This window comes from Nocardioides sp. JCM 18998 (assembly GCF_055391535.1).
The window spans coordinates 4,272,046-4,290,268 of the sequence record NZ_AP043886.1; the positions used below are offsets into that span (position 1 = coordinate 4,272,046).

An 18,223-nucleotide genomic window follows, 5' to 3' on the forward strand; every position below is an offset into this window, starting at 1 on the left:
CCTGAACCAACCACCGCAGGATTAGCCTTAGGCCCCGTGCCCCGCCTGCTCGCCCTCGTCCTGACCGTCCTGCTGACGGCCACGGCGTGCGGCGCGCATGCGAGCGCGGAGTCGGTCTCGACCGCGGCACCGGCCGCCGGTGTCTGCCGGATGCTCACCACGGACGAGGTGACGCGACCGAGCAATGCGGGCAAGACGGTGCCGTGCAGCGAGCCGCACGACAGCGAGACCTACGCCGTCGGCAAGCTGTCGAAGAAGCTCACCGACGCCGCGTACGACGATCCGGCGATCGACACATGGGCGTACGCGACGTGTGCGCAGAACTTCCCCGCGTACCTGGGGACCGACCAGAGCACCGCGATGCGCTCGCTGCTGACGTGGGTCTGGTTCCGGCCCTCGAAGGCGGCCTGGGACGCCGGCGCGCGGTGGTACCGCTGCGACGTGCTGGGCGGCTCGGCGACCCAGCACTCCTACGTCGACCTGCCGACGACGACCAAGGGCCTGCTGAGCTCCCGCAGCGTCGACCCGTGGATGGCATGCGCCAAGGGCAAGAGCGTCGCCTCCGGCACCACCGTGCCCTGCTCGATGCCCCACGACTGGCGGGCCGCCACCACGATCAAGCTGGGCGAGGCCGCGAGCGCCTACCCCGGCGACACCACCGTGAAGGCGAAGACGAAGTCGTACTGCTCGGAGTCGATCGACGCGTGGCTGGACTACCCGGCGAGCTACGGCTACGGCTACACGTGGTTCGGCAAGCGGGAGTGGTCGGCCGGGAACCGGCGCTCGGTCTGCTGGGCGAGGACGTCGCAGTGAGACGGCCTGCGGCCCGCGTCCTCGGGGCCTGGCTGCTGGTCGGCATCGCCGCGCTCGGCCTGGCCGCCTGCGGCGGCTCCGACAAGCCGGATGCGCCCACGAGCACCGCTCCTCCCCCGGTCGCCAGCGCGGTGCCGCGCCCGGCGGCCTCGGGCTGCCACACGCTGACCTACGACCAGGCACTCGGCTCCACCCTGCCGGACGACGACACCACGGTGCCGTGCGCCCAGAGCCACACCGCCCAGACGTACGCCGTCGGCGGGCTGGACACCCTCGTCGGCGGGCACCTGCTGGCGGTCGACTCCGAGCGGGTCCGGGCGCAGCTCGCGCAGCGCTGCCCGGCGGCGCTCGGCTCCTATGTCGGCGGGGACCAGGAGGCGCTGCGGTTGAGCATGCTGCACGCGATCTGGTTCCGCCCGACGGTGGAGCAGGCGGCCGAGGGAGCGGACTGGTACCGCTGTGACGTGGTGGCCCTGGCCGGCGACGCGGAGCTCGCGTCGGTGACCGGCTCGCTGCAGGGCGTGCTCGACTCCGATCGGGCGAGCGACTGGGCGATGTGCGGCACCGCGCAGCCGGGCACGGCCGGCTTCCGTCGCGTCCCGTGCCGCGAGGAGCACTCCTGGAAGGCGCTCTCCACCGTCCCCCTGCCGTCGGGCGCCTATCCCGGCGAGGCCAAGGTCAAGGACGCCGGCCAGGAGCCGTGCCAGCAGGCGGGTCGCAACGTCGCCAAGGATGCGCTCGACTACCAGTGGGGCTACGAGTGGCCTACCGCGCAGCAGTGGGACAACGGTCAGACCTACGGCATCTGCTGGGCTCCCGGGTCATAGGCGGAGCGTCCGCGGCGTCGCGCGCCGCTCGACGACGGCTCCACTGCCTGAGGCCGCAGGGCGTGCGGCCCCCAGGCGCCCGAGCGAAGCTGGCCTGGACCCGAAGCGGCCAGCGAGCGAAGGGCAACGCCGGGGACGCTCCCCTGCGGCCTCAGAAGCCGAGCTTGCGGAGCTGCCGGGGGTCGCGCTGCCAGTCCTTGGCGATCTTCACGTGCAGGTCGAGGAAGACCGGGACGCCGAGCAGCTCCTCGATCTGGAGCCGGGCGCGCTTGCCGACGTCCTTGAGGCGCGAGCCCTTGTGGCCGATCACGATCCCCTTCTGGGAGTCGCGCTCGACGTAGAGGTTGGCATGCACGTCGAGCAGCGGCTTGTCCTCGGGACGGTCCTCGCGCAGGCCCATCTCCTCGACGACCACCGCGATCGAGTGCGGGAGCTCGTCGCGGACCCCGTCGAGGGCGGCCTCGCGGATCAGCTCCGCGACCAGGACCTGGTCGGGCGCGTCGGTGAGGTCGCCCTCGGGGTAGAGCGGCGGGCCCTCCGGGAGCAGGCCGAGCAGCAGGTCGGCGAGGAGCTCGATCTGTGCCTGGTCCTTCTCCGAGTTGCCGACGCTGGTCACCGGGATGATCTCGGCCCACTCGATGCCGAGCTCGGTGCCCAGCGCGGTGATGTCGAGCAGGTGCTCGGCGATGCGCTCGGGCGTGGCGAGGTCGGTCTTGGTCGCGATCGCGACCCGCTTGATGCCCCTCCTGAGCTTGTTCGCGTTCTCCGCGATCCGCTTGTCGCCGGGGCCGATCTTCTCGTTGGCCGGGAAGCAGATCGCGACCACGTCGACCTCGGTCCAGGTGGCCTCGACGAGGTCGTTGAGGCGCTCCCCGAGCAGGGTGCGCGGCCGGTGGATGCCGGGGGTGTCGACCAGGATCAGCTGGCCGTCCTCGCGGTGGACGATGCCCTTCACGACCGTACGGGTGGTCTGCGGCTTGTCCGACGTGATGACGATCTTGCGCCCGACCAGAGCGTTGGTCAGGGTCGACTTGCCGGCGTTGGGCCGCCCGACGAACGAGGCGAAGCCACTGCGGTAGCCCTCGCGGCGTTCGCCGTAGAGCGGTCCGGCGGGTGCGACGCCCCGGGTGTCGAAGTCGCGGTCGTGCTCGCTCATGCCTGCTCCTCGGCAGCCGTACGGGCGGCGTCGTAGTCCGCCCAGATCTCGTCATCAGTCTTGCCTGCCGCCTTGCCGGCCCGATAGATCGGGCCCGGGTCGACGGCGCGCGGCTGCCGGACGGCGCCGCCGCGCCAGTAGCCCATCACGTCGTACGCGGTCGACGGCAGCTTCACGTCCCGCATCAGGTGCTTGCGGATCGCCCGCATCTGCGAGGACTCGCCGGCCATCCAGAAGTAGCCCTCGCCCGCGGGCCAGTCGATGCCTTCGACGACCGCGGCCAGGACCGAGGCGTCGTCGCCCGGCGGAGTGGACCACTGCACGTCGGCGGCCGGGAGGTAGCCCTCGACCACGTCCGGCGACTCGACCCACAGCCGGACCGGAAGCGACGCCGACGCAGAGATCTCCTCGGCGATGCGCGCCATCGCCGGCAGGCCGGTCAGGTCGCCCACCAGGAGCAGCCAGCCGGCACCCTCCGGCAGCGCGAAGGAGCCCTTCGGCTCGGTCACCGTGACCGTCTGGCCGACGACGTCGGTCTGCGCCCACTCGGTGACGAGGCCGACCTCGTGCACCACGATGTCGAGCACCAGCTGCGAGCCGTCCCAGGAGCGCACCGTGTAGTAGCGGCTCTGGAACTGACCCGGCACGATCAGCCCGACCCACTCGTCCGGGATCCCGGTGGACTGGAAGCCCGCGAGCCCCGCTCCGCCGAGCACGATCCGGACGAAGTGGTCACTCAACTGCTCACGGCGCAGGACCTGCGCCTCGTACGTTCGGGCCCTCGTGCTCATCAGGCCAAGCCTAGGCCCTGACGCCGCCGCGGCTTCATCCCTCGTCACTCGACCGAGCGCGGCATCCCGTCGAAGCGGTCCAGCAGGTCCACGAGTCGCTCGGCCTCGGCCGACGCCAAGCCGTCGACGTACGGCGCCAGCGCGGCGCGGGCCTGCTCGGTCAGCAGGTCGGCGAGCTCGCGGCCGGCCGCCGTCAGCCCGACCTCGACGGACCGGCCGTCGGTCGCACTGCGGGCCCGCTCGAGGAGTCCGCGCGCCTCCGCCCGGGTCACCAGCCCGGTCATGCTGGACCGGTCCAGCCCCAGCCGATCGGCCAGGTCGGCCATCCGCGGACGCCGGTCGCGCAGGATCCCCAGCAGCCGCAACTGGGTCAGTGAGAGGTCGTTCGCCGCAGCGACGCGGGAGAGGACGGCAGTGGTGAGGAACGCCGCGCTGCCGAGGGCGTCGACGAGGCGATCGGAGGTGGCGGAGTCCATGTCGCAACAGTACTTGATCTAGTTCGCACTACGTACTACTTTAGTTGGTATTACAAACTATTTGGAGGTCGATATGAAGGCTGCCCTCGTCACCGCGTTCGGTACGGCACCGCGCTGGACCGACGTCCCCGAGCCCGTCGCGCACGGCCCTCACGACATCGTCGTGGAGGTGGTCGCCACCGGCCTGCATCCGCGGGTGCGCTCCCAGGCCGCCGGCTCGCACTACACCAGCACCGGGGAGCTACCGCTCGTCCCCGGCGTCGACGGCGTCGGCCGCGACGCCGAGGGCCGCCTGCGCTACTTCGTGCTCGACGACACCCGCTTCGGCTCGATGGCCGAGCGGGTGGTGATCGACGCACGCCGCAGCGTGGCGCTGCCCGCGGGCGCGGACGCGGTCTCCGTCGCCGCGGCGGCGAACCCGGTGATGTCCTCCTGGGTGGCCCTGAAGCAGCGCACGACGCTCCGGCCCGGCAGCAGCGTCCTGGTCCTCGGGGCGACCGGGAACGCCGGCCGGATGGCGGTCCAGGTCGCCCGGCACCTGGGGGCGGCGCGGGTGGTCGCAGCCGGACGCGACCAGGCCCGGCTCGCCGCACTCGACGGGCAGGCGGATGCCCTCGTGAGGCTCGGCACGTCGGACTCTGCGGCCGACCTGGCCGCGCATGCCGGCGACGTCGACGTGGTCCTCGACTACGTGTGGGGCGAGCCCAGCGCGGAGGCGATGGCCGCGGTGGTCACCGCCCGCCCCGACCGTGGCGTACCCCTGACGTGGATCCAGATCGGCTCGACGGCAGGGCCGACCGCGCCGATCCCGTCGGCGGCGCTGCGGGCCGCTCGCCTGCAGCTGATCGGCAGCGGTCAGGGCTCGGTGCCGACCCGCGACATCGTCGCGGAGCTCGCCGAGCTCACCGCTGCGATCAGCGCGGGCATCTTCGCGGTGGATGCCGCCCCCGTGCCGTTCGGCGCGGTGGAGCGGGCGTGGTCTCTCACCGGCCCCGACCGTGTGGTGCTGGTCCCCGACGGGTCGTGAGTGTCAGCGGGGCGCGGACGCCGCGCCGACACTCACGACTGCCGCTCAGGCTCCGAAGTCGTGCCGCATCGGGTAGGTCGTGTTCCCGTCCACCGTCTTGGTGAACAGGGTGTGGTGCAGCTGGATCTCGTTGTGCTCGAAGCCCACCCGCGACCCGGCCATGTACAGGCCCCAGACCTTCGCCGTGCCGAGATCGGTCTCCGCGATGCACGCGTCCCAGTTGTCCACGAGGTTCTTGTTCCAGCCGGTCAGCGTCTTCGCGTAGTGGCGGCGGAAGTTCTCGTGGTGCTGCAGCTCGAAACCGACGTCCTCGGCCGCCGCGACGATCGTGCCCGAGCCGGCGAGCTCGCCGTCCGGGAAGACGTAGCGGTCGATGAACGCACCCGCCCCACCGTTGTTGGTGTTGTCGTTGCGGGTGATCGTGTGGTTGAGCAGGCGGCCGTCGTCCTTCAGCAGCCCGTGCAGGAAGCTGAAGTAGGTCCGATAGTTCTTGACGCCGATGTGCTCGGTCATGCCGATCGAGCTGATCGCGTCGAAGTCCTTCTCGACCACGTCGCGGTAGTCGGAGAAGCGGACCTCGGCGAGGTCGTCCAGGCCGTCGCGCTTGATCGCCTCGGCGGCCCAGTCGGCCTGCTCGCGCGAGAGGGTGACGCCGAGCGCCTTGACGCCGTAGTGCTTCGCGGCGTGACGCACCATCGAGCCCCAGCCGCAGCCCACGTCGAGCAGGCGGTCGCCGGGCTTGAGACCGAGCTTGCGACAGATCAGGTCGAACTTCTCCGCCTGCGCCTCCTCGAGGGTGGCGTCGTCGGTGGGGAAGACAGCACAGGTGTAGGCCATCGAGGGCCCCAGCACGTACTCGTAGAACGTGTTGGAGACGTCGTAGTGGTGGTGGATCGCCTCGGCGTCGCGCTCGTGCGTGTGGCGCTTGAGCGCCCTGATCCCCGCGGAGCGGACCTCCTCGACGGCGTTGCGCCAGGCCGGCAGGTGCTCGTGGACGGGCGGCTTGGGCGGCACGAAGTTCCCGATGCCGAGCGTCTTCACGATCGTGGCGAGCTCGGTGACGCTCGGTCGAGCGAAGTCGGTGTTGCCGACGATGAGCTTGAGCAGGGGGTACGGGTCGCCCGGATGCGTGCCCTCGATCTCGAGGTCACCGCTGACGTAGGCACGGGCCAGGCCCAGGTCACCCGAAGCGGTCAGGATGTAGGAGAGTCCCCGCTTGTTGAGGATCCGCATGCCGTACGGAGAGGCCGTGTCGCCCGCTACCGATCCGTCGTAGGCCGACAGCCTGATCGGAAGGCCGCCATCGAAGAAACCATTGATGATCTCTGCGATCCCACGCTTGCTCATCGCCGCTTCACCACCTTGTCGTACAAACTCGTCAGTCGGTCATTCGGGTCGTAGCGCTTCTTCACCGCCGCCAGGTTGGCACCGTTGTAGAGCGCGTCGAAGGTCTGTTGGTCGTAGAAGGCCTCGGAGTAGAGGCTCTTGTGTCCGCCCAGCTCGTGCACCGTGGCCTCGATGGCGCGGTTGGTCGGCGCGTCCGTGGCCTCGGGGCCGACGTGGACGGTGCCCCAGAAGCCGGCGTTCACGTAGATCTTGCCGGGCTCGAGCGGGTACGAGGCCCAGGGCCGCTCGGCCACGAGGGGGCAGAGCCAGACCGGGCGCATCCCGACATTCTCGTCGAACCAGCTCAGGAACGCACCGATGTTCTCCAGCGGCACCTCGATGTCCTGGACGACGCGCTCGCGCAATGGGCGACCGGCCCGGCGATCGAGCCGGTCGGCGATGTCGAAGCGGCGATCGAGACCGAGGAGCCTCATGTAGACGTCGCTGCGGCGGAACCGCTCCGGCCAGAACCGGCGGATCCTCGGGTTCTGCGCACCGAACGCGCCCGAGCACCAGAACCAGTCGGTGTCCCAGCGCCACAGGTAGTCGTACATGGTCAGCAGGTCGGTGCTGCGCTGCTGCAGCGACTTGAAGAAGACGTCCTGGCCCGAGTGGTAGTCGCTCGGCGCCACGTTCCGGGGATCGAGCCCGTCGAGATCGGTGAAGCGGGCCAGGGTCAGGTAGTACTCCCCCGGCGCGAACGCGACGCCGTCGAGGCCGTCGACCTGCTCGCCGTCGTACGCACGCGTCTCGGTGATCGCGCTGATCGACTTGGCCATCAGCTCGGCGTCGTCGAAGCGGATGTGGCGCAGCGCGACGAACGGGGGCACCTTCTCCAGCTTGATCCGCAGCCGGGTGGCGTAGCCGAGCGAGCCGTAGGAGTTGGGGAAGGCGTCGAACAGGTCGTCGCCCGGACGAGTGGTGATGACCTCGCCCGCGCCGGTGAAGACATCCATCTCCAGGACCGACTCGTGCGGCAGCCCGTTGCGGAAGCTGGTCGACTCGATGCCGAGGCCGGTGACCGCGCCGCCGAGGGTGATGGTCCGCAGCTGCGGCACGACGTACGGGATCAGGCCGTGGCGCAGGGTCGCATCCACGAGGTCCTCGTAGGTGCACATGCCCTGCACGTCGGCGGTCCGGGCCTCGGGGTCGACGCCGATGACGCCGTTGAGGCCGCTCACGTCGAGACCTGGCACCGTGCTCGCCGCGCGTGCGCGGAAGAGGTTGGTCGTCCGCTTCGCCAGCCGCACCGGAGCACCAGCGGGAATCGCCGCATACGACGCCTTCAACCGCTGGACCGACGCCTCGTGCTGCACCTCAGAACCGGTCACACGAGTAAACGTACTCCCTGTCCGCTTGGCGCTGACAAGGGGTCGGCCACGGAGTCCTGGCCACGTGACGAAGGCCGCAGAACGGCCCTAGGAGGCGAACGCCCCGGCGACCGTGCCGCGGGCGTCGCCGACGAGCACCGGGACGCCGGCACCGGCGAAGTCGCGGACCGCCGCCAGGTCGTCAGCGGCGACCTCGGTCGACTCGCCGAGCACGACGACGGCCTCGAGGCCGCGCGAGCCCGAGGCGACGGCCATCGCGACGCAGACCCCGATCGCGGAGACCTGCAGCGAGGGCAGCGCGACGGTCGCGGCGGCGTAGGTGCGGCCGTCGGAGTCGCGGACGGCCGCACCCTCAGCGGCACCCGTACGGGCGCGGGTGGCGCGGGCGAGGGTGACGAGCTTCCTGTCCTCGGCGGACAGCTCGGGCAGCTCGGTCGGGTCGGGCGTCGGGGACGCGTCACGCGAGTCGGTCATGGGGATCCTCCAGCGGGGTGATCAGCACGGTGCCGAGCTTGTTGCGGCGACCGGCGGTCTCTTCGGCGGTGAACCGCAGGCCGTACGCGTCGACCTGCGATCCCGGGATGGGCACGACGCCCAGGTGCTTGGCGAGCAGGCCGCCGACCGAGTCGACGTCCTCCTCCTCGACGTCGAAGCCGACCAGGTCCTCCAGGTCGTCGACGAGGAAGCGGGCGGGCACCCGCCACGAGCCGTCCTCGAGGCCGACGGGGTCGCGCAGATCGGTGTCGTACTCGTCGGTGATCTCGCCGACGATCTCCTCGAGGATGTCCTCGATGGTGACCAGCCCGGCGACGCCGCCGTACTCGTCGACGACGATCGCGACGTGCTGGCGCAGCTGCTGCATCTCGGCGAGCAGGTCGTCGACGGGCTTGGACTCGGGCACCCACATCACCGGACGCATCAGCTCCTCGACGCGCTGGGTGAACTCGACCTCGGGCGCCTCGAAGTCCCGTCGGACGAGGTCCTTGAGATAGACCATCCCGACGATGTCGTCGAGGCTGTCGTCGATCACCGGCATCCGGGAGAAGCCGCTGCGCAGGAAGAGCGAGAGCGCCTGGCGGATGTTCTTGTGCCGCTCGACGAAGACCACCTCCCCGCGCGGCACCATCACCTCGCGGGCGACCGTGTCGCCGAGCTCGAGCACGGAGTGGATCATCGAGCGCTCGTCGTCCTCGATGACGTTGGACGCCTCGGCCAGATCGACCAGCTCGCGCAGGACGGTCTCGCCGCCGACCGGGGCGAACGGGCCCTCGCGGAACCCCTTGCCCGGGGTGAGCGCGTTGCCGACCACGATCAGCAGCTGCGGGATCGGCCCCAGGACGGTGGTCACCGCGACGATCGGGGTCGCGGTGAGCAGGGCGACCCGCTCGTTGTGCTGACGCCCGACGGTGCGCGGACCGACCCCGATGGCGACGAAGGAGATCACCAGCATCGCGCCGATGACGGTGAGGTACGTGAGCGGGCCGGCGCTGCCGTACCAGCGCTCGACCAGCAGCGTCACGATGACGATCGCCGCGATCTCGCACAGCAGTCGCAGCAGCAGGACGGTGTTGAGGTAGCGCGGCGGGTCGGCGAGCAGCGCGACCAGGCGCTTGGCGCCCGGGCGTCGCTCCTCGACCAGCTCCTCGGCGCGCGCCTGGGAGAAGGGGCCGAGCGCGGCGTCCGCGCAGGAGAAGAGGCCGGCCAGGACCACCAGCAGGGTGGCCGCGACGACGAGCGCCGCCTCGGTCATGAGGGGATTCCTGGTCTCAGCGGCGGTATCAATGACCCGGGTTGCCGACGGCGAAGTCCGCCGACGGCGGCATCGCCTGCGACCCGTACGCCTGGAGGAGCTCGGCCTGGAGGGTGAACATCTCGCGGTGCTCGTCGGGCTCGGCGTGGTCGTAGCCGAGCAGGTGCAGGATGCCGTGGGTGGTCAGCAGCTCCAGCTCGGGGACCAGCCCGTGGCCCGTCGCGACCCCCTGTCGCTCGGCCACGATCGGGGCGAGCATGAGGTCGCCCAGGACGCCCTCCTCGGGGTCCTCGTCGACCAGGCCCGGGCGCAGCTCGTCCATCGGGAAGGCGAGCACGTCGGTCGGACCCTGCTTGTCCATCCACTGCTCGTTGAGCTGGGCGATGGTGGCCTCGTCGACCGCCTTGATGCAGAGCTCGGCCTGCGGGTGCACCCGCATCTGGTCCATCACGAAGCGGGCCAGGTCGGCGAGGTGGTCGAGGTCGAGGTCGTACCCGGACTCGTTGAGGACCTCGATGCTCACTGCTTCCCCATCTCGTTCGGCTCCGCCTTCTCCGCGTTGCGGGCCTCGATGCGCCGCTGGATGGCCGCATCGTAGTCGTCGTACGCGGCGACGATCCGGCCGACGAGCGCATGTCGGACGACGTCGTGGGCGGTGAGCTTGTTGAAGCTGATGTCGCGCACGTCGCCGAGGATGCCCTCGACGACGCTGAGGCCCGACTTCTGCGAGCTCGGCAGGTCGTTCTGCGAGGCATCGCCGGTGACGACCACTTTGGACCCGAAGCCGAGTCGGGTCAGGAACATCTTCATCTGCTCGGGCGTGGTGTTCTGCGCCTCGTCGAGGACGATGAACGCGTCGTTGAGGGTCCGGCCGCGCATGTACGCCAGCGGTGCGATCTCGATCGTGCCGGCGGTGATCAGCTTGGGGATCAGCTCGGGGTCGAGCATGTCGTGCAGCGCGTCGTAGAGCGGGCGCATGTAGGGGTCGATCTTCTCGGTCAGGGTGCCGGGCAGGAAGCCGAGCTTCTCGCCGGATTCGACCGCCGGGCGGGTCAGGATGATCCGGTTGACCTGCTTGCCCTGGAGCGCCTGGACCGCCTTGGCCATCGCCAGGTAGGTCTTGCCGGTGCCCGCGGGGCCGATGCCGAAGGTGATCGTGTGCTTGTCGATCGCATCGACGTAGCGCTTCTGGTTGAGCGTCTTGGGCCGGATGCTCCGGCCCCGGTTGCTCAGGATGTTGAGCGAGAGGACGTCGGCGGGCTTCTCCGCCTCGGCGGCCTTGAGCATGCCGATGACGCGCTCGACGGTCTCGGTGGTCACACCCTGGCCCGTACGGATGATCTGGACGATCTCCTCCAGGACCTGCTCGATCAGGACCACCTCGTCCGGCTCGCCGTGCAGCGTGATCCGGTTGCCGCGGACGTGCAGGTCGGTGTCGAAGTGGCTCTCGATGAGACCGAGGTGCTCGTCGGCGGGCCCGAGGACGCTGACCAGATCGACGCTGTTCGGCACCACGACGGTGTGCTTCGTGGTCGCTCGGCGCTCGTGCCCCTGCGACAGGGGCTGCTGGATGTGCTGGTGCTGCTGGTCAGTCATGGATGCCCTCGACGGGCCCTCTCCTCGGGATCGGTGCGACGGTGCGTACGTCGGCTTCAACGACGCGGCACACCCATCATGTTCCCGCATCCGGGCACGGTGAACCCACTTCGCGCTCGCGCGCACGCCATACTCGTGCCCATGACCGTGTCGTGGTACCGATCCACCGGCCTTCGCCGTGCCTCCGGGGCACTTGCCGCCGGCGCCCTCCTGCTCCTCGCTGTGACCGCCTGCGGTTCCTCCGACGACACCGCCGCCGACCCGTCGATCGCCCCCGTCGGAGCCTCGTCGCCGGCGGCGACCACCGCCGTGACGACCGCGCCCAGCGAGGCCGCCGCGACCGCGAGCGACACGGACACCGGCGACGGCATCGCCCCGGCCTCGATCAGCATCGAATCGCCGGAGAGCGGCAAGTCGGTCAGCTCCACCCTCAGCGTCTCAGGGATGGCGAACTCCCCCGAGGCGAACGTGCCGTGGGAGATCGACTCGCCGACCGACGGCATCCTGGTCTCGGGCGCTGCGACGGCCGACGGCTGGCTCGACAAGGCCTACCCCTGGAGCGCGCAGATCGACGTCTCGGCGCTGCAGTCGGGGACCTACACGTTCACCGCGCGGGTCGACGACGACTCGAACAAGGAGGGCACCAAGCCGCCCTCGGCGACGATCAGCTTCGTGAAGAAGTAGCGCCGCTGCTGGTTCGCGAGGTATGCAGGTGAACCGACGCTTCCCTCGCGGAACTCACCGTGGGAGGCGCGGGTTCGGCTGCATACCTTGCTGGACCGACCGACTAGCCCCAGCGTGACGTACGCGCCAGCAGCGCGCTGACCGCGGCGAGGCCGGCGGTCGAGGTACGCAGCACCTCGGTGCCCAGCCGCACCGTGAGGGCCCCGGCCTCCTCGAAGGCCGCGATCTCCTCGGGGGCCAGACCGCCCTCGGGTCCGACCACGACGACGATCTCGCCTGTTGCCTCCGGCAGGGTGACGTCTCGGAGCCGCCGCCCGCCCTCCTCGTGCAGCACCACCGTGACCGCGTCGGGAGCGGCGCCCAGCAGGGCGACGACCTCGGCGGTCGAGGCCATCGGCGTCACCTCCGGGAAGTGCGCCCGGCGGGCCTGCTTGGCCGCCTCGCGGGCGGTCGAGCGCCACTTGGCCAGCGACTTCTCGGCCCGCTCACCCTTCCATACGGCGACCGAGCGGCTCGCCGCCCAGGGGACGATCCGGGCGACACCGATCTCGGTCAGCACCTCGACCGCGAGCTCGCCGCGCTCCCCCTTGGGCAGCGCCTGCACGACCGTGACCCGGGGGGTCGACTCGGGCGCGTCGGTGCGCTCGGTGACCGTGACGGTGAAGACCCGCTTGCCGGTCGTGGCGACCTGCCCGGTCACCGCGACGCCCGCTCCGTCCGTCAGGACCACGGCCTCCCCCACCCGCAGGCGGCGTACGGCGACGGCGTGGTGGGCCTCGTCCCCGTCGACCGTGACGGCGTCGCCGATCGCGACACCGGCCAGCGTCGGGACGAGGTGGACGGGCAGGCTCACGTCAGCGGCTCACTTGAAGGCGTCGCGGAAGCGACCGAAGACGCCCTTGGTCGAGGCGCGCATGTGCCCCTCGGGCTGCTCCTCGCCGCGCAGGGCGGCCAGCTGGCGGAGCAGCTCCTCCTGGGCGGCGTCGAGCTTGCTCGGGGTCTCCACCTGGATCGTGACGACCAGGTTGCCTCGACCCCCGCGCAGGCCGGGAACGCCGCGCTCGCGCAGCACCTGCTCGGCGCCGGACTGGGTGCCGGCCTTGATCTCCAGGTCGAAGCTGGTGGCCGGGTCGCCGGGCGCCATGTCCTGGTCGGGGAGGTCGGCCTCGAGGGTGGGCAGCGTCATGGTCGTACCGAGCGCCGCGGCGGTCATCGGGACCGTGACCGTGCAGTGCAGGTCGTTACCGTGCCGGGTGAACGTGTCGTGCCGGGCGACCTCGATCTCGACGTAGAGGTCGCCGGCCGGGCCACCGCCGGGGCCGACCTCGCCCTGCTCGGAGAGCTGCACGCGGGTGCCGGTGTCGACGCCCGCCGGGATCTTCACGGTGAGCGTGCGGCGCGAGCGGACCCGGCCGTCCCCGGCGCAGTCGCGGCAGGGGTCGGCGATGATCGAGCCGTAGCCGCGGCATGCCGCGCACGGGCGCAGGGTGCGGATCTCGCCGAGGAACGAGCGCTGGACGTGGGCGACCTCGCCGGCACCGCGGCACGTCTCGCAGACCTTCGGCTGGGTGCCCGCGGCCGCTCCGGCGCCGTGACAGGTGTCGCACACGACGGCGGTGTCGACCTTGAGCTCGCGGGTGACGCCGAACGCCGCCTCGGCCAGCTCGATGTCGAGCCGGATCAGCGCGTCCTGGCCGCGGCGCGTGCGCGGACGCGGACCGCGCCCGCCGGAGGTGCCGCCCTGGCCGCCACCACCGAAGAACGCGTCCATGATGTCGGTGAAGGAGAAGCCCTGGCCGGCCGCGCCGAAACCGCCGCCGAACGGGTCGCCACCGCGGTCGAAGGCCGCCCGCTTCTGCGGGTCGGAGAGGATCTCGTAGGCGTGCGAGACCTCCTTGAACTTCTCCTGCGCGACAGGGTCCGGGTTGACGTCCGGGTGGTACTGCCGGGCCAGCTTGCGGTAGGCCTTCTTGATGGTCGCGTCGTCGGCGTCGCGCTCGACGCCGAGGAGCTCGTACGGATCCACGTGTTCTCTTCCGACTCTCTGATGCAGCGAACCGAGGCCTCAGGCCTCGTCGAGGATGTGGCTGAGGTAGCGGGCGACGGCGCGCACCGCGGCCATCGTCCCGGGATAGTCCATGCGGGTGGGGCCGACGATGCCCAGCGAGGCGAGGGCGTCGTCGCTCGGGCCGTAGCCGGTGGCCACGACGCTGGTCTGGGCGAACTGCTCGTAGGGACCCTCGGCGCCGATCCGGACGGTGATCAGGCCGCCCGAGGTCGCCTCGCCCATCAGCTTGAGTAGCACGACGTGCTCCTCGAGCGCCTCCAGCAGCGGGCGGACGGCGGTGTCGAAGCTGTCACCGTAGCGAGCCAGGTTGCTGGCGCCGCCGACTGCGACGCGCTGATCGGAGCGGTGGTCGCTCATCGCCTCGATGAGGGCCGCGACGACCACGCCGGTGGCACCGGACCCCGAGCCGGCGTCGGCCCGCTCCGCGACCTCGCGCAACCGGGTCGCGGCCTGGGCGATCACCTCGCCGGCAGCGGCGCCGTTGAGCGAGGACCGCAGCCCCGCCAGGGTCTCGTCGTCGATGGCGGCCGACAGCTCCACCACCCGCTGCTCGACCCGGCCGCTCGAGAGGATCAGCACGACGAGCAGCCGCGTCGGCGCGAGCGCGACCAGCTCGACGTGACGCACCGTGCTGCGGCTCAGCGTGGGGTACTGCACCACGGCGACCTGACGGGTCAGCTGGCTGAGCAGGCGCACGCTGCGTTGCACGACGTCGTCGAGGTCGACCGCACCGGCCATGAAGCTGGTGATCGCGCGCTTCTCGGCCGCGCTCATCGTCTTGACGGTGGTGAGCCGGTCGACGAAGAGCCGGTAGCCCTTGTCGGTGGGGACTCGGCCGGCGCTGGTGTGCGGCTGGGTGATGTACCCCTCCTCCTCCAGCGCGGCCATGTCGTTGCGCACGGTCGCCGAGCTCACGCCCAGCCCGTGCCGCTCGACCAGCGCCTTGGAGCCGACCGGCTCCTCGGTGGCGACGTAGTCCTCGACGATCGCACGGAGAACGTCCAACCGGCGCTCGTTCTGCATCGTCGTGTCCTCCTGGTTCCGCTCAGCCCCCGCGAAGCGTCTGGCACTCAGCGGTGATGAGTGCCAATGCTAGCGCGTCGAGCCGGATCTCCCACGGACGCGGCGCTTGTTCCGGCCGCGAGAATCTGATTAGGTAAGCCTTACCTATCGAGGAGTCGTGATGACTGTCACCCGATCCGTCAGCGCCGCCGAGACCGCGCGCAGCATCCTGTCCTGCCCCGCCAGCATCGACCTGGTCGTGGCCGACGTCGCCAACCCAACCGCCGACGATCCGCGGCTGGGCATGATCGAGACGAACGGCGTGCCGACCTTCTCCTGCCGCATCGGCGGAGCGCTCTCCCGTGCCGCCGGCGAGGGCCGGGCGTGCCTGCTCACCCTCGGCAGCGGGATCGGGGAGCCCGGCACCCGCGAGCGCGCGGCCAGCCTCGCGCTGGCCGGCTCGCTGCGGCGTACGGGCTTCGACCGGTGCTCCTGCTGCGGCGAGCTGCGCGACGTCGTGGTCGTCGAGGTCGAGCGCGTCCGGCTCACCTTCGACGGCGAGCGGGTGACGGTCCCGGCGATGGCCTTCGCGTCCGACGAGCTCGCCCTCAACCGCGGCTACCTCCAGCGCTGGCGTGACCACGCGAACAGCGTCCACGAGGAGGAGTTGCGCGAAGCGGTCTCCCTGCGCCAGGGGCTGCACCCCGACGGCGTGATCGCCGCCTCGCTGAGCGACCTGAGCGCCGAGGGCCTGGCGATCGACTGGGTCGAGATCGACGGCGGTCACCGGCTGCGGCTCGCGTTCCCGCGCGCGGCCCGCTCCGGTGCCGACCTCGGCACGCTGCTGCGCGACGAGCTCCACGCCGGACTCTGCTGAGCCTCCCGGCGGCGTGGGGCCGCTGAGGCGGCTGGGACTCCTGGGATCATTCGTCACATGGCCGACCGCTACACCACCGACGTCCTCACCACCGACTGGCGCGCGCCGAAGAACGGCCGCGCGGTCCCCGCGCCCGCCGAGATCGGTGCGGTCGTGGAGGAGGTGCAGAGCGATTTCGTCGGGGAGATCGTCGCCGTCGACCGCCAGCTCAACACGGTCACCCTCGAGGACCGCCGGATGAAGCGGAAGACGTTCGAGCTCGGCCCGGGCTTCCTGCTCGAGGGCAAGCCGGTCATCCTCACCGCGCCGGTGCCCCGGGCGGCCGCGCCGTCCGGCCCCAAGCGCACCGCATCGGGCTCGATCGCGGTCGAGAACGTCAAGGCGCGGGTCGCCCGGCAGAGCCGGATCTTCGTCGAGGGCCGGCACGATGCCGAGCTGGTCGAGCGGGTCTGGGGCGACGACCTCCGCATCGAGGGCGTCGTGGTCGAGTACCTCGGCGGCGTCGACGACCTGGCCGACCACCTCAAGGACTTCAAGCCGAGCGCCGAGCGACGCGTCGGCGTCCTGGTCGACCACCTCGTCCGAGGCTCCAAGGAGTCGCGCATCGCCGAGGCGATCATGCGCGGCCCGCACGGCACGAGCGTCAAGATCGTCGGTCACCCGTTCATCGACATCTGGCAGGCGGTCAAGCCCGACCGCCTCGGGCTGCGCGCGTGGCCGACGATCCCTCGCACGATCGAGTGGAAGAAGGGCGTATGCCAGCACCTCGGCTGGCCACACCGCGACCAGGCCGACATCGCCCGCGCGTGGCAGCACATCCTGTCCAAGGTCAAGACGTACGACGACCTGGAGCCGGCCCTGCTCGGCAGGGTCGAGGAGCTGATCGACTTCGTCACGGTGGGCTGACGGCGCCGCAACATGTCAGGGCGATGGTCCGCACGTGCCACGGGTGATGCGTGGGATTCAGACCAGCAGGTCGCGCACCACGCCGTCGGCGAGCAGCCGGCCCGCGTCGGTGAGCACGAGCCGCTGGTCTCGTAGCGTGACGAGTCCGCGCTCGACCTGCTCGGGCACGGCCCCGCGACCATCGTCGTCGAGCGCGTCCAACGGCAGGCCGTCGCGGATGCGCAGCTCGAGCATCACCCGCTCGACGCGCTGGTTCTCCGCGCTCAGCGTCTCGCGGCCATGGGCCGGGCTGACGCCGGCGTGGATCCGGTCTGCGTACGCGGCGGGGTGCTTGACGTTCCACCAGCGGACGCCGCCGACATGGCTGTGCGCGCCCGGTCCGACACCCCACCAGTCACCGCCGCGCCAGTACAGCAGGTTGTGGCGGCACGCATGGGCCGGGTCGGTGGCCCAGTTGGAGACCTCGTACCAGCTCAGGCCGTACGCCCGGAGGCGCTCGTCGGCGACGACGTACTTGTCAGCGAAGTCGTCGTCATCGGGCATCGGCAGCTCGCCACGGCGCACCCGGCGGGCCAGCGCGGTGCCGTCCTCGACGATGAGGCTGTAGGCCGAGATGTGGTCCGGACCGCAGGAGAGGGCGTCCTCCAGCGAGCGCTGCCAATCGGCCATCGACTCACCCGGCGTGCCGTAGATCAGGTCGAGGCTGACCCCGCCGGAGTCGCGCGAGGTGAATCCCGCGGCGCGGGCCCACTCCACCACGGCCGGGACGCGCAACGGGTCGTGGGTGCGATCCAGGACGGCGAGCACGTGCGGCACCGAGCTCTGCATGCCGAGCGAGAGCCGGGTGAAGCCGCCGGCGCGGAGCTCGTCGAGGTAGCGCAGGTCGACGCTGTCGGGGTTGGCCTCGGTCGTCACCTCGACGTCGGCGCTCAACCCGAACTCCTCGCGGATCGCCGCGACGATCCCGGTCAGGTCGGCGGCCGGGAGCAGGGTCGGGGTGCCTCCGCCGAAGAAGATCGTGTCGATCGGGCGGTCCGTGTCGCCGAGGACCGTACGGGCCCGGCGGATCTCGGCGATCGCCTGGTCGGCGTAGGTCTGCCGACTCACGCCCGGACCCAGCTCGGTCGCGGTGTAGGTGTTGAAGTCGCAGTAGCCGCAGCGCACCGTGCAGAACGGCACGTGGACGTAGAAGCCGAGACCCTTCTCCCCCAGCGTGCTCAGCGCGGCTGCGGGGAGGCTGCCATCGGCAGGTGCGGGATCGCCGACGGGCAGTGCGGAGGGCATGCGCCCATTGTCACGCGATGGCGTCGCGATTCAGTCTTCGCGGGGCATCAGGATCCACAGCAGGATGTAGATCAGGAACTGCGGGCCGGGCAGCAGGCAGGAGATCACGAAGGCGATCCGGACCGCCTTCGGATCGATCCCGAAGCGGCGGCCGAGGCCGGCGCACACGCCGGCGATCCAGCGGTCGTCGGAGGGACGGGTGAGCGTTCTGGTGGTCACGCCTCCACTGTGCGCCTCGCGCCGGCGGCA

20 protein-coding genes are annotated in these 18,223 nt (G+C 71.0%); 6 read left to right on the forward strand and 14 right to left on the reverse strand.

All coding sequences use genetic code 11. The features are described 5' to 3' along the window. Positions 1 to 36 precede the first annotated feature (36 nt). Both ACZ5L9_RS20060 and ACZ5L9_RS20065 read left to right on the forward strand, forming a co-directional pair. Positions 37 to 813, forward strand: coding sequence for a septum formation family protein (locus ACZ5L9_RS20060; protein WP_464531660.1), 777 nt, complete (start codon positions 37 to 39; stop codon positions 811 to 813). Continuing rightward, positions 810 to 1,640, forward strand: a complete 831-nt coding sequence (locus ACZ5L9_RS20065) for a septum formation family protein (RefSeq protein WP_464531664.1) — start codon at positions 810 to 812, stop codon at positions 1,638 to 1,640. Before ACZ5L9_RS20060 ends, ACZ5L9_RS20065 begins: the two co-directional genes overlap by 4 nt. Positions 1,641 to 1,791: 151 nt before the next feature. On the opposite strand, the gene era is transcribed toward ACZ5L9_RS20065, so the two are convergent. Genes era through ACZ5L9_RS20080 form a run of 3 tightly spaced genes read right to left on the reverse strand, consistent with a single transcriptional unit; the run spans position 1,792 to position 4,063 of the window. Continuing rightward, positions 1,792 to 2,796: a GTPase Era gene (gene era / locus ACZ5L9_RS20070; RefSeq protein ID WP_464531669.1), complete on the reverse strand. Its 1,005-nt coding sequence runs from the start codon at positions 2,794 to 2,796 to the stop codon at positions 1,792 to 1,794. Further along, positions 2,793 to 3,587 carry a siderophore-interacting protein gene (locus tag ACZ5L9_RS20075; protein ID WP_464531674.1) on the reverse strand — a complete coding sequence of 265 codons (795 nt, stop codon included), beginning with the start codon at positions 3,585 to 3,587 and terminating at the stop codon, positions 2,793 to 2,795. Before ACZ5L9_RS20075 ends, era begins: the two co-directional genes overlap by 4 nt. Positions 3,588 to 3,631: 44 nt before the next feature. Next, positions 3,632 to 4,063 (reverse strand): MarR family winged helix-turn-helix transcriptional regulator, encoded by a 432-nt coding sequence (locus ACZ5L9_RS20080; RefSeq protein WP_464531678.1) that lies wholly within the window; start codon positions 4,061 to 4,063, stop codon positions 3,632 to 3,634. 73 nt (positions 4,064 to 4,136) lie between these two features. On the opposite strand from ACZ5L9_RS20080, the gene ACZ5L9_RS20085 reads away from it, so the two are divergent. Next, positions 4,137 to 5,090, forward strand: a complete 954-nt coding sequence (locus ACZ5L9_RS20085) for a quinone oxidoreductase family protein (RefSeq protein ID WP_464531683.1) — start codon at positions 4,137 to 4,139, stop codon at positions 5,088 to 5,090. 45 nt (positions 5,091 to 5,135) lie between these two features. Here the strand turns inward: ACZ5L9_RS20085 and ACZ5L9_RS20090 are convergent, their stop codons facing one another. The 6 genes from ACZ5L9_RS20090 to ACZ5L9_RS20115 form a co-directional block, all read right to left on the reverse strand. Then, on the reverse strand, positions 5,136 to 6,437 hold the full coding sequence (locus ACZ5L9_RS20090) for a class I SAM-dependent methyltransferase (protein ID WP_464531687.1): 1,302 nt from the start codon (positions 6,435 to 6,437) through the stop codon (positions 5,136 to 5,138). Continuing rightward, entirely contained in the window at positions 6,434 to 7,807 is a 1,374-nt protein-coding gene (locus ACZ5L9_RS20095; protein WP_464531692.1) for an FAD-binding oxidoreductase, read from the reverse strand. The genes ACZ5L9_RS20090 and ACZ5L9_RS20095 overlap by 4 nt, the downstream gene beginning before the upstream one ends. Before the next feature lie 87 nt (positions 7,808 to 7,894). After that, the gene (locus tag ACZ5L9_RS20100; RefSeq protein WP_464531697.1) at positions 7,895 to 8,281 is read right to left on the reverse strand and encodes a cytidine deaminase; all 387 of its coding nucleotides are present in this window, start codon (positions 8,279 to 8,281) and stop codon (positions 7,895 to 7,897) included. Continuing rightward, positions 8,265 to 9,557 carry a hemolysin family protein gene (locus tag ACZ5L9_RS20105; RefSeq protein WP_464531701.1) on the reverse strand — a complete coding sequence of 431 codons (1,293 nt, stop codon included), beginning with the start codon at positions 9,555 to 9,557 and terminating at the stop codon, positions 8,265 to 8,267. Before ACZ5L9_RS20105 ends, ACZ5L9_RS20100 begins: the two co-directional genes overlap by 17 nt. A gap of 28 nt (positions 9,558 to 9,585) precedes the next feature. Beyond that, positions 9,586 to 10,080: an rRNA maturation RNase YbeY gene (gene ybeY / locus ACZ5L9_RS20110; RefSeq protein ID WP_464531705.1), complete on the reverse strand. Its 495-nt coding sequence runs from the start codon at positions 10,078 to 10,080 to the stop codon at positions 9,586 to 9,588. Then, complete coding sequence (locus ACZ5L9_RS20115; RefSeq protein WP_464531710.1) at positions 10,077 to 11,153, reverse strand: PhoH family protein; 1,077 nt, start codon at positions 11,151 to 11,153, stop codon at positions 10,077 to 10,079. The genes ybeY and ACZ5L9_RS20115 overlap by 4 nt, the downstream gene beginning before the upstream one ends. A gap of 141 nt (positions 11,154 to 11,294) precedes the next feature. On the opposite strand from ACZ5L9_RS20115, the gene ACZ5L9_RS20120 reads away from it, so the two are divergent. Beyond that, a complete protein-coding gene (locus ACZ5L9_RS20120; RefSeq protein ID WP_464531715.1) occupies positions 11,295 to 11,837 on the forward strand; it encodes a Gmad2 immunoglobulin-like domain-containing protein in 543 nt (180 codons plus the stop codon). Between the two features lie 103 nt (positions 11,838 to 11,940). Here ACZ5L9_RS20120 and ACZ5L9_RS20125 read toward each other — a convergent pair whose 3' ends face one another. From ACZ5L9_RS20125 to hrcA, 3 genes are read right to left on the reverse strand one after another with little or no spacing between them, the layout of a single operon-like run. Further along, on the reverse strand, positions 11,941 to 12,690 hold the full coding sequence (locus ACZ5L9_RS20125; protein WP_464531720.1) for a 16S rRNA (uracil(1498)-N(3))-methyltransferase: 750 nt from the start codon (positions 12,688 to 12,690) through the stop codon (positions 11,941 to 11,943). Between the two features lie 9 nt (positions 12,691 to 12,699). After that, entirely contained in the window at positions 12,700 to 13,863 is a 1,164-nt protein-coding gene (gene dnaJ, locus ACZ5L9_RS20130) for a molecular chaperone DnaJ (protein ID WP_464531723.1), read from the reverse strand. A 39-nt stretch (positions 13,864 to 13,902) separates the two neighbouring features. Continuing rightward, positions 13,903 to 14,928, reverse strand: a complete 1,026-nt coding sequence (gene hrcA / locus ACZ5L9_RS20135) for a heat-inducible transcriptional repressor HrcA (protein WP_464531727.1) — start codon at positions 14,926 to 14,928, stop codon at positions 13,903 to 13,905. A gap of 160 nt (positions 14,929 to 15,088) precedes the next feature. Here hrcA and ACZ5L9_RS20140 point away from each other — a divergent pair, with 160 nt between their 5' ends. Together ACZ5L9_RS20140 and ACZ5L9_RS20145 are read left to right on the forward strand one after the other, a co-directional pair. After that, complete coding sequence (locus ACZ5L9_RS20140; protein WP_464531732.1) at positions 15,089 to 15,784, forward strand: hypothetical protein; 696 nt, start codon at positions 15,089 to 15,091, stop codon at positions 15,782 to 15,784. Positions 15,785 to 15,841: 57 nt separating this feature from the next. Further along, positions 15,842 to 16,690, forward strand: a complete 849-nt coding sequence (locus ACZ5L9_RS20145; RefSeq protein ID WP_464531736.1) for a DUF3097 domain-containing protein — start codon at positions 15,842 to 15,844, stop codon at positions 16,688 to 16,690. Positions 16,691 to 16,747: 57 nt separating this feature from the next. On the opposite strand, the gene hemW is transcribed toward ACZ5L9_RS20145, so the two are convergent. Together hemW and ACZ5L9_RS20155 are read right to left on the reverse strand one after the other, a co-directional pair. Further along, positions 16,748 to 17,974: a radical SAM family heme chaperone HemW gene (hemW, locus tag ACZ5L9_RS20150; RefSeq protein ID WP_464531741.1), complete on the reverse strand. Its 1,227-nt coding sequence runs from the start codon at positions 17,972 to 17,974 to the stop codon at positions 16,748 to 16,750. Positions 17,975 to 18,004: 30 nt separating this feature from the next. Next, positions 18,005 to 18,193 (reverse strand): PspC domain-containing protein, encoded by a 189-nt coding sequence (locus tag ACZ5L9_RS20155; RefSeq protein ID WP_464531746.1) that lies wholly within the window; start codon positions 18,191 to 18,193, stop codon positions 18,005 to 18,007. Positions 18,194 to 18,223: the final 30 nt, after the last annotated feature.